At 72.9% G+C, this 9,430-nt stretch carries 11 protein-coding genes; 5 read left to right on the top strand and 6 right to left on the bottom strand.

What is annotated here, in order from left to right; translation table 11 throughout:
• The first annotated feature begins 133 nt into the window (after positions 1-133).
• From MED01_RS31850 to MED01_RS31860, 3 genes are read left to right on the top strand one after another with little or no spacing between them, the layout of a single operon-like run.
• Positions 134-2,692 (top strand): ATP-dependent Clp protease ATP-binding subunit, encoded by a 2,559-nt coding sequence (locus tag MED01_RS31850; protein ID WP_238672158.1) that lies wholly within the window; start codon positions 134-136, stop codon positions 2,690-2,692.
• Entirely contained in the window at positions 2,689-2,901 is a 213-nt protein-coding gene (locus MED01_RS31855; RefSeq protein ID WP_238672159.1) for a hypothetical protein, read from the top strand. The genes MED01_RS31850 and MED01_RS31855 overlap by 4 nt, the downstream gene beginning before the upstream one ends.
• On the top strand, positions 2,901-3,251 hold the full coding sequence (locus MED01_RS31860) for a DUF3140 domain-containing protein (RefSeq protein ID WP_238672160.1): 351 nt from the start codon (positions 2,901-2,903) through the stop codon (positions 3,249-3,251). The genes MED01_RS31855 and MED01_RS31860 overlap by 1 nt, the downstream gene beginning before the upstream one ends.
• 57 nt (positions 3,252-3,308) lie before the next feature.
• Here the strand turns inward: MED01_RS31860 and MED01_RS31865 are convergent, their stop codons facing one another.
• From MED01_RS31865 to MED01_RS31875, 3 genes are all read right to left on the bottom strand, one after another.
• Positions 3,309-3,554 (bottom strand): hypothetical protein, encoded by a 246-nt coding sequence (locus MED01_RS31865; RefSeq protein ID WP_238672161.1) that lies wholly within the window; start codon positions 3,552-3,554, stop codon positions 3,309-3,311.
• 60 nt (positions 3,555-3,614) lie between these two features.
• Positions 3,615-4,595, bottom strand: coding sequence for a LysR family transcriptional regulator (locus MED01_RS31870; RefSeq protein ID WP_238672162.1), 981 nt, complete (start codon positions 4,593-4,595; stop codon positions 3,615-3,617).
• 83 nt (positions 4,596-4,678) lie between these two features.
• Positions 4,679-5,290: a hemerythrin domain-containing protein gene (locus MED01_RS31875; RefSeq protein WP_238672163.1), complete on the bottom strand. Its 612-nt coding sequence runs from the start codon at positions 5,288-5,290 to the stop codon at positions 4,679-4,681.
• A gap of 148 nt (positions 5,291-5,438) precedes the next feature.
• Between MED01_RS31875 and MED01_RS31880 the strand changes: the two genes are divergently transcribed.
• Together MED01_RS31880 and MED01_RS31885 are read left to right on the top strand one after the other, a co-directional pair.
• Positions 5,439-6,767: a M20/M25/M40 family metallo-hydrolase gene (locus tag MED01_RS31880; RefSeq protein ID WP_238672164.1), complete on the top strand. Its 1,329-nt coding sequence runs from the start codon at positions 5,439-5,441 to the stop codon at positions 6,765-6,767.
• 58 nt (positions 6,768-6,825) lie between these two features.
• The gene (locus tag MED01_RS31885) at positions 6,826-7,488 is read left to right on the top strand and encodes a hypothetical protein (protein WP_091408864.1); all 663 of its coding nucleotides are present in this window, start codon (positions 6,826-6,828) and stop codon (positions 7,486-7,488) included.
• A gap of 69 nt (positions 7,489-7,557) precedes the next feature.
• Here MED01_RS31885 and MED01_RS31890 read toward each other — a convergent pair whose 3' ends face one another.
• The 3 genes from MED01_RS31890 to MED01_RS31900 all read right to left on the bottom strand — a co-directional run bounded on the left by MED01_RS31890 (position 7,558) and on the right by MED01_RS31900 (position 9,342).
• Positions 7,558-7,749: a DUF5703 family protein gene (locus MED01_RS31890; protein WP_013734349.1), complete on the bottom strand. Its 192-nt coding sequence runs from the start codon at positions 7,747-7,749 to the stop codon at positions 7,558-7,560.
• Between the two features lie 241 nt (positions 7,750-7,990).
• Positions 7,991-8,926 (bottom strand): SseB family protein, encoded by a 936-nt coding sequence (locus tag MED01_RS36235; RefSeq protein WP_238672165.1) that lies wholly within the window; start codon positions 8,924-8,926, stop codon positions 7,991-7,993.
• Complete coding sequence (locus MED01_RS31900; RefSeq protein ID WP_158629563.1) at positions 8,923-9,342, bottom strand: YbaB/EbfC family nucleoid-associated protein; 420 nt, start codon at positions 9,340-9,342, stop codon at positions 8,923-8,925. The genes MED01_RS36235 and MED01_RS31900 overlap by 4 nt, the downstream gene beginning before the upstream one ends.
• Positions 9,343-9,430 lie beyond the last annotated feature (88 nt).

Here is a 9,430-nt window from a genome sequence, read left to right on the forward strand (position 1 = left end):
AGCCTGCCACCATCGCCCGGCCCTGACCCGACGCCACACCCGAATGCCGGTCCTCCGCCACCTGCGGCGTTTGTCGGGGCGCGCGCCGGGTAGCCCCTGCCGACCGTGCCGAGCCCTACTGCGGAGGACAGACATGATGGGACCCGGTGACATCGGCTCCGACCCGTGGGACGAATTCCTGGCCAGGTACTTCGGCCGGGGCGAGGGAGGGCGCCGACCGCCGCACCGGGTCGACATCACCCGACTGATGACGGCCGACGCCCGGGAGATGCTCGCCGACGCGGCCCGCCGGGCCGCGCAACGGCAGAGCAGCGACCTGGACACCGACCACCTGCTCTGGGCGGCGCTGCAACGCGAGCCGCTGCGTGACCTGGTACGCCGGGCCGGGGCTGACCCGGACACCCTGCTCAACGCCCTCGGCGGAAAGGGCGATGGCGCGCCGCGCGGGGAGGTGCCGCCCAACCTGTCGTTGACCCCCGCCGCCAAGCGGGCGCTGCTCGACGCCCATCAGCTGTCCCGGGCGATGGGCGCCAACTACATCGGTCCCGAGCACATCCTGATGGCGCTGCCGCTCAACCCGGAGTCGCCGGCCGGGCGGATGCTGGCCGCCGGCCGGATCCAACCCGAGTCGTTGCAGGCCGCCAACGCCGAGCGCGGGCCGATGACCGGGCCGAAGCCGGACCGCGGCACCCCCACCCTGGACCAGTACGGGCAGGACCTCACCGACCTGGCCCGCAACGACCAGATCGACCCGGTGATCGGGCGGGCCGACGAGATCGAGCAGGCAGTGGAGATCCTGTCCCGGCGGACCAAGAACAACCCGGTGCTGATCGGCGAGGCCGGCGTCGGCAAGACCGCCATCGTCGAGGGGCTGGCCGAACGGATCTGCGACGGCGACGTACCGCAGACCCTGCTCGGCAAGCGGGTCGTCCAGCTCGACCTGGCCGGCCTGGTCGCCGGCACCCGCTACCGCGGCGATTTCGAGGAACGGCTGAAGAAGGTGATCGACGAGATCCGGGCGCACCGGGACGAGCTGATCATCTTCATGGACGAGATCCACACCCTGGTCGGGGCCGGTGGCGCCGGCAGCGAGGGCGGGATGGACGCGTCCAACATGCTCAAACCCGCCCTCGCTCGCGGTGAGCTGCGGGTGATCGGCGCGACGACGCTGGACGAGTACCGCAAGAGCATCGAGAAGGACGCCGCCCTGGCCCGGCGCTTCCAGCCGGTGCTGGTGCCCGAGCCGAGTGTCGACGACACCATCGCCATCCTGCGCGGGCTGCGCGACCGGTACGAGGCCCACCACCAGGTGCGCTTCACCGACGAGGCGCTGGTCTCGGCCGCCGAGCTGTCCGACCGGTACGTCACCGACCGGTTCCTGCCGGACAAGGCCATCGACCTCATCGACCAGGCCGGCGCCCGGGTGCGGTTGCGCACCCGCACCCCCGCGTCCGACGTGCGCGAGCTGGAGCAGGAACTCGACGAGGTACGCCGGGACAAGGAACAGGCCGTCACCGACGAGCAGTACGAGCGGGCCTCCGCGCTGCGTGACCGGATCGCCGAGTTGGAGGAGAACATCCGTCGCGCGAACGGCGAGGACGGCTCGTCCAACTCCCAGGTGCCCGAGGTGGGCCCCAAGGAGATCGCCGAGGTGGTCTCCCGGGCCACCGGCATCCCGGTCAGCCAGCTCACCGAGGAGGAACGCGACCGGCTGCTGCGCCTGGAGGGTCACCTGCACCAGAAGGTGGTCGGTCAGGACGACGCGGTCACCGCCGTCGCCGAGGCGGTGCGCCGTTCCCGGGCCGGGCTGGCCGACCCGGAGCGGCCGATGGGCAGCTTCCTGTTCCTCGGCCCGACCGGTGTCGGCAAGACCGAGTTGGCGCGGGCCCTGGCCGAGGCGTTGTTCGGCGAGGCGGACCGGATGGTCCGGGTGGACATGAGCGAGTTCCAGGAGCGGCACACAGTCAGTCGGCTGGTCGGCGCGCCGCCCGGATACGTCGGGTACGAGGAGGCCGGTCAGCTCACCGAGGCGGTGCGTCGCCGCCCGTACGCGGTGGTGCTGCTCGACGAGATCGAGAAGGCCCACCCGGACGTGTTCAACATCCTGCTCCAGGTGCTCGACGACGGGCGGCTCACCGACAGCCAGGGTCGCACTGTGAACTTCAAGAACACGGTCCTGATCATGACGAGCAACCTCGGTTCCGAGCTGATCACCGGCGCCCAGCGCTCGGTCGGCTTCGGCAGCGGGGACGTGGGCAGCGAGCAGGAGAGCAACGAGCTGCGGGAGCGGCTCATGCGCCGCCTGCAGGAGAACTTCCGCCCGGAGTTCCTCAACCGCATCGACGAGGTCATCATCTTCCGCCGGCTGGAAGCCGAGCAGCTGCGCGACATCACCGCGCTGCTGCTGGAGGAGACCCGCCGCCGGATGCACGCCCAGGACCTGCAGGTGGAGTTCACCACCGCCGGCATCGACTGGCTCGCCGAACACGGCTACCAGCCGGAGTTCGGTGCCCGCCCGCTGCGCCGGGTGATCCAGCGGGAGGTGGACAACCACCTGTCCCGGATGCTGCTGGAGTCGGCGATCTCACCGGGGCAGAAGGTCACTGTGGACGTCCGCGACGGCGCGCTCAGCTTCGACGTGACAGCGGGCGAGCGGGGGTACACCGCCGCCACGACCACACACCCGCGATGAGCGGGCCGGCGCGAAGGGACGAACACGAGGACCCGCACCAGCCTGCGGAGTCCGCGACACCCCGGGACGAGGACGACCATCCCGACCCGATCCTGGCGCCGCCCACCGCGAACCCCCGCCGCACGCGGGTGCCCGCGGAGGGACTGCATCCGAAGACCGACCAGGACGACCCGGAGACGTCCGGGCCGCCGCCCGGAGAGGAGACCTGATGGTACGCGAAGCGCGGCTCGACCCCGAGGTGGAAGTGCTCTGGGAGGACTTCCACGCCGAGGTCAACGTCCCGTCGGAGCAGCTGCGGACCTGGCTGCTGACCCGGGGTTCGGGGGAGGAGTCGTTCAGCCCGAACCCGAACCTCGACCTGCCCCAGCCCGGCCGGGAGATCCTCAAGGTGCTCAACAAGCGCAAGGTGGACCTCACCCCGGAGGACATCGAGGTGATGCGGGAGGCGGTCGAGCGGATCCGCGAGTTGATGGACGCCAAGCCGTCGCGCGGCAACGCCGACGACAGTTGGCGGCACTCTTTGCTGGACCTGGGTCACGACCCGCTCGTCGAACTCTGAGCGAGGTTCACCCGCGACGGTGCCGTCCCGAACCCGGGACGGCACCGTCGCGGCGCGCTACTGGCCCTGGTCGGGCTCCAGGCTGCCGATGGTCAGACCCGCCGCGTCGGCGGCGGCGTCCCGGTCGCCGCGGGTCTGGTCCTCCCGGGTGAGCAGGTTCGCGTACTCGGTCACGTCGGCCGGGTCGGGCACCGTCGGCAGGCGGCGCAGGAACGCCTCCACCTCGCGGGTGGCGGCGGTGTGTGCGGCAGCCGCCTGGCGTAGCAGTTCGCGGTCGTCGGCGGGCGGGTAGAGGTCGGTCATGTCCGCCAGATACCCGGCCCACGGCGGTTCGCACCGCCAGCGGCCGGGAATACCGGCAGATCAGCCCGGTCGTACCCCGCTGGGGTGCCGGACGCCGAACCCCGGGTTGTGGGGCAGCCAGGCCAGGTACGCCGGGTGCGGCGCCAACGAGTCGACGTACGCCGCCTTGGCCGTTGCCAGCACCAGTTCCGAGCCCTGGGCGGCGGGGGAGTCCGGATGCCAGCCGAGCAGCAGCCGCCAGCGCAACGGCGTCCCGGCGAGTTGACGGGTGACCAGACCACTCACCGGGCGGAACGTCGCCTGGCACAGGGCCACCGCCACGCCGGCTTCCACCAGGTCGACGCAGCCGCGGATGTCGGTCTCGTACACCTTGCGGGGGGTGAAGCCGGCGCGGGCGCAGGCGGCGGCGAAGCAGTCGGCGAAGCAGCCGTCCCCCGGCGCCGCGACCCACTGCTCGTGGCGCAGGTCGGCCAGGCGGACCTCGTCCTGCGCCGCGAGGGGATGGGTCTCCGGCAGCAGCACCAGCACCGGGTCGACGGCCACCTCCTGCCAGCTCAACCCGAACCCGGCCGACGGGCTGGCGTCACCGCACACACCGGCCAGCGCGAAGTCCAGCCGGCCGCCGGCCACCAACTGCGCCAACTCGTCCACCGACCAGGACGCGTACGTGGTGATCTGGGCGGGCGGCTGCTCGGCCGCCAACCGGTGCACCAACCGACCCAGGATCGGGCTGTTCACCCCGCCGAACCGGTAGCACGGCGGGGTGTCGCCGGCCCCGGCCAGCCGGGCGGCCTCGTCCTGCAACCCCTTCATCGCCGGCAGCAGCACCCGGGCGCGGGCCAGCACCAGCTCACCGAGCGCGGTGGGTCGAGCCCCGCGCCGGTCCCTGTCGAACAGCGGGCCGCCCAGCGTCCGTTCGATGCGTTGGAGCTGGGCGGTGAGCGCCGGCTGGGCCAGGCCGAGCGCCGAGGCCGCCTTCGTCACACTTCCCGTCTCCGCGATCGCGCAGACCACCCGCAGGTGACGCAGCTCCAGGTTCATAGGGTGACGGTAGGACCACGTGTCTGCTGGCGGAATAGCCCGAGCGGATCGGTGATAATGAATGCATTGCCGGCGGTCGCCGGTCACCGGTCGCGCGGTGGCTCCGGCAGGTCCGCCAGGTACGTCGGCCGCCGGGTCACCGCGTCGAGGACCTTGTCCACCACCCCGACCGCCGGCTCCACGATCCGGTTCCACGGAGGGGTGGCTGGCGTGCCCGGGTGCGGTCGGGTCGGCGCGGCCTCCTCGGCGATCTCCAACCGGTTGCCGAGCCGGATCAGCTCCTCCTCGGTCGCGACAGCGCGCAGCTCGGTGACCAGCGCGCCGACCCCGTCGACATGCCGGCGGACCCGCTCGGCGACCTCGGTCAGCGCCTCGTCCGTCAGCCCTTTCAGGGCGCTCAGCAGGCCCGCGTCGGCGTTGATCTCCGCGTCCACCCGCTCGGCGGCCGTCGGCAGCGCCGCGCGGACCGCCGGCAGCAGGTACTGCTCCTCGGCGGACAGGTGCCGCGACAGCACGGCGGTGAGCACCGCCAACCCCTCCTGCGGCGTGGTGTCCGGGCCGGAGAGCTGGTCCAGCAGCGCCAGCAGTTGCCGGTGCTCCCGGTCGACGATGTCGGCGATGCTGCGACCGGCGGGTCGGTAGCCCTCCTCGGGTGCGGGCGCGGGCGGCAGCGGCGGCAGGGGAACAGCGGACATGGTGCCCTCCTCGACTGGCGGGCGGAAGCTCCGGCAGGGACGTTCGGTCGTGGGCGGCGGTACCCGAACGCGGCCAACGCGAAACCGACCCGTCGATGCGTCCACCCGCGCCGGCCTGTCGAGCGGCCCGGGCTGGTATGAAGAGGCGATGACGAGCGATGCCGCCTCCGCCCTGCCCGACCCCACCGCAGAGGTCGTGGACCTCTGCCGCGACCTGCTGCGCATCGACACCACCAACACGGGTGACAACGACACCAGCGTCGGCGAGCGCCGCGCGGCCGAGTACGTGGCGGAGAAGCTCGCCGAGGTGGGCCTGGAGTCCGTCCTGCACGAGTCCGCGCCGGGCCGGGCGAACGTGGTGGCCCGCATCCCGGGCACCGACCCGAGCCGGGGCGCGCTGCTGGTGCACGGCCACCTGGACGTGGTGCCCGCCGACGCCGACGAGTGGTCGGTCGGCCCGTTCTCCGGCGAGCTGCGCGACGGCTACCTCTGGGGCCGGGGCGCCATCGACATGAAGGACTTCGACGCGATGGTGCTCGCCGTCGTGCGGCACTGGCAGCGCACCGGCGTACGGCCCCCACGCGACATCGTGCTCGCGTACACCGCCGACGAGGAGGCGGGCAGCGACTACGGCGCGCGGTTCCTGGTGGACAACCACCGGGGCCTCTTCGACGGCTGCACCGAGGCGATCGGTGAGGTCGGCGGCTTCTCCTACTCGGTCAACGACAGTCAGCGGCTCTACCTCATCGAGACCGCCGAGAAGGGCATCGACTGGCTGCGGCTGCACGCCAAGGGCCGCCCCGGGCACGGCTCGATGATGCACGACGACAACGCCGTCACCGCGCTCGCCGAGGCGGTCGCCCGAATCGGCCGGCACCGCTTCCCGGTGGTGGTCACCGACACCGTGCGGGCCTTCCTGACCGAGGTCTCCGACCTGCTCGGCATCGAGTTGGACCCGGACGACCCGGAGACGGCCATCGCCAAGCTCGGCCCCATCGCCAACATCATCGGCGCGACCATCCGCAACACCGCCAACCCGACCCGGTTGAGCGCCGGCTACAAGGACAACGTCATCCCCGGCCGGGCCACCGCCACCATCGACTGCCGCAGCCTGCCCGGCCAGTCCGAGCTGCTGGAGCGGCAGCTGCGCGAGCTGGTCGGCCCGGACATCGCGATCGAGTACGTCCAGCGGCAACCGGCACTGGAGACCACCTTCGACGGTGACCTGGTCGAGGCCATGTCGGCGGCCCTGCGCGCGGAGGACCCGGGAGCGCGGCCCGTTCCGTACATGCTCTCCGGGGGCACCGACGCCAAGGCGTTCTCGCAGCTCGGCATCCGCTGCTTCGGGTTCGCCCCGCTGCGGCTGCCCGCCGACCTGAACTTCTCGGCGTTGTTCCACGGCATCGACGAGCGCGTTCCGGTGGACGGACTACAGTTCGGCGTGCGGGTTCTCGACCGGTTCCTCCGCACCTGCTAGTCGTGTCCGGCGGTGGCCGTCGGCGCGCAACCTCCCCATCGTGAAGGGACTGCCCCACATGACCGACCAGCATGGTGAGCTGGACGCCGCTCTCGAGCGGGTGATCGAAGCGGCCCGCCACCACCTGGCCGCCGTACGCGCCGCGCAGGGCCGCGTCGACGACGACGACGTCTGGCAGGCGTACGTGGCGTTGAACAACGCCTCCTTCGCGTACGACGAGCGACTGCTCGACGCCTTCGGCGAGGTGACGCCGTGGGATGTCGACTCGATCGACCCGGACGAGGCAGACGAGCGTTTCGGCGGAGGCGAGGGTGCCGAGGCCAGCGACCCGCACCCCCGGGTGATCTCGGTGCGTCAGCGTCGTGACTACCGGGTGCCGAGCGTCGCCGCGCTCCTGCGGGTTGCCGAGGCGGCCCGCCGCGAGGGCACCCCGGAGGACGACGAGCCGGCCCCGGTGGAGGGCGTCGGCGAGGCGGTGCTGGAGCTGCTGCAGAGTGGTGACGGCTCGCTCGGCGCGTTGGACGTCCCCGAGTTGGAGCCGCTCGACGGGGTGGTCATGGTCAGCGAGGTGGGCACTCCTGTCGATCTGGAGTCGTTCGACGACGACGACGCGGTCGGCCCGTTCCAGCCGGCTGCCGACGACCGGCTGGTCGGTCGGCTCGACGAGCACCCGTTCCTGGAGCTCGACGACGACCACGACCACGCCGGGCATCAGCACTAGGCCGGGCACCGGCACTAGGCCGGGTGCCGCCCGGGGCCGACTCCGGCCTCGGGCGGCACCGCCCGGTCGTCAGTACGACAGACCCGGCTGCGGCTGGTTGACCCGCCGACGACGCAGCACCACCTGCCGCGTGCCGTCCCGGTACAGCCGCACCCGGGCCAACTCCCATCCGGAGAACTCCGCCTGGATCGCCAACTGCGCCGCGGCGGTCAACCGGTCGACGTTCGGCGGCAGCCGCAGTGGCGCGTACTCGTAGTCCATGCCCTCCATGCTGCCCAGCCCAGCGGCCGTTCGCCACCCCCTCCGGAGTGACCAACGACGCCACCAGGGGCGGTTCGTCCCGCCCCGCCCCTCCGTGCCGCCCCGCGTCCCCGTCGCGCCGATCTTGCAGTTCCTGTGGCCGAGATGAGTGGAACGCTCCCTATGTCGCGACAGCAACTGCAAGATCGCGGGAGAGGGGGCATCGCGGGAGAGGGGGCGTCGTCGCGGCTGGGCAGGGGCGTCAGGCTGTGGGGACGTTCGCCGTCAGCAGGGCGGCGAGGGCCGGGGCGGCCAGGGCGAGCGCCCGAGGGCTGCCCGGGTCGACCGCCAGCCCCCAGGACCGGTCCGGCCAGTCCTCGAACAGTTCGGCGCAGGGCAGCGCCACGAACGGCACCCCGTCCCCGGCGAACGCGGCGAGCGCCCCCGGCGAGGTGAAGACCGGCAGCAGCGGCGCGCCGGTCGCGTCGCCGACCACCGTCCACGGGAAGTCGGCGTCCGGCGTCGGTTCCCCGGCGAGGGGGACGCACACGGTGGCACCGGCCAGCGCTGCGAGGTAGCCGGGCAGGTCACGTCGGTCGACGGCGGCGGCGAGCCGCCCCACCACTGCCGGCTCCGCCGCCTCGGCGGGTGTCGCCCCGGCCGGAGCCGCCCCGACCTGGGCCACCTCGACCCTTGCCGGCCGGGCAACCGGCAACGCTTGCGATCCAGGGGCGGCCGGCGGGGCTGCCGGGCCACGGCCGGCGGTTGGCGGCTGCGCTGGGCCTGAGCCAGGGCCGGCGGTTGGCGGCTCGGCTGGGGCACGACGCGCGTTTGGCGGCGCTGTCGGGCCAGAGCCGGCGTCCGGCGGCACCGGCCGGCAGGAAAGCGTGCCGGGTTCGTCGGTCAACACCTCGGCGGCGGTACGGGTCACGAACACACTGAGCCGCTCCACCTGCTCCGGAGTGCGCGCCGCCTCGTACCACCAGCCCTGCTCGCCGGTCGGGCGGTGCCAGCCGAGCGCGGCCAGGCGTGCCTCGTCGTGGCCGGGGCAGATCACCCGCACCACCTGGCGGCGCACCAGCAGCCGGATCCCGCGCGAACCGGCGGAGAGCTCCAGGTCGGTGTCCCGGTCGCAACGGGCGACGGTGTCCCGCAGCCGAGCGGCGATCTCCGGCCAGGTCGGCGACGGCGACGTCACGCCGGAGCGCCCGGCAGGCGGTCGTCCAGCCGCCCGAGCCGGGCCACTGTCTCCTCCAGCCGGCCCAGCGCCGAGAAGTCTCCCGGCGTGCCGAACAGGTCGCCGAGCCCCGCGCCGAGCGCGACGTCCAACCCCTCGGTGTGCTCGTCGACGTGCCCGGAGGCGACCTCACGAGCCCGCCGGTACGCGTCGAGCACCAACTCGGCCACCCCTTCCGTGCCGGCGCGCAGGGCGGCGGGCGCGAGGGTGAGGCCGGTCAGCGCGCCGGTGGCGTCGACGGTCGCCGAGACCAGGCCGCTCTCGTCGACAGCGGTGCCGGACAGTTCGGCCAGGTCGTCGCGGAGGCCCGCGAACCGGCGTTCGATGTCGGCGATCCGCCCGGCGAGCGCGTCGAACGCGGACGTCGGGTCCGTCATGAGATTCCTCCCCGTGGATCGTGCGACCGGGTGGTGCCCGGTGGCCGGGAGATCGTATCGTCGGTGCGCTCGACTCATGGGGGAGGAA

The organism is Micromonospora alfalfae, from assembly GCF_022230925.1.
Classification (GTDB): Bacteria; Actinomycetota; Actinomycetes; order Mycobacteriales; family Micromonosporaceae; genus Micromonospora; species Micromonospora alfalfae.